Source organism: Pseudomonas sp. KB_15, from assembly GCF_052114525.1.
Classification (GTDB): Bacteria; Pseudomonadota; Gammaproteobacteria; order Pseudomonadales; family Pseudomonadaceae; genus Aquipseudomonas.
This window is the reverse complement of sequence record NZ_JBFREX010000234.1, coordinates 1-435: the sequence shown is the minus strand read 5'-3', so window position 1 is coordinate 435 and position 435 is coordinate 1. Positions and strand designations below refer to the sequence as shown.

1 protein-coding gene is annotated in these 435 nt (G+C 67.1%); it reads right to left on the bottom strand.

Annotation, left to right across the window (positions count from 1 at the left end; genetic code table 11):
* Window positions 1-435 (bottom strand): M20/M25/M40 family metallo-hydrolase (locus AB4Z35_RS30645; protein WP_442101249.1); only part of this gene is annotated, 435 nt, incomplete at both ends.

Sequence of the window (435 nt, the reverse complement as noted above, 5' to 3'; positions counted from 1 at the left end):
GGCCGACGTTCAGCGTGGCCGTGTCGATGCCCGGCACCTTGCTCTTGCGCGTGGCCAGCTCCGCGCGCAGGCCGTAGATCGCCTGCAGGATGTGGGTGGCGGCCTCGATGGCGTCCACGCCGGTGTGCGGCATGGCCGCGTGGCCCTGCTTGCCCTTGACGGTCACTTCCACGTGCAGGCAGCCGTTGTGGGCCGAGGTGATGCCGTACGAGAAGCCGGCCGAAATCGCGTAGTCAGGCTTGGTCAGCCCTTCGTCGAGCAGGAACTTCGGGCCGATGTCGCCGCCGGTTTCCTCGTCGTACGTGAACTGGAGTTCCACCGTGCCGTTGAGCTTGGCGCCCTGCTTCTCGGCTTCCTGAAGCGCCAGCACCGCATAGGCGTAGGTGGCGAAGTCCGACTTGGACACCGCCACGCCACGGCCATACATCACCGGGC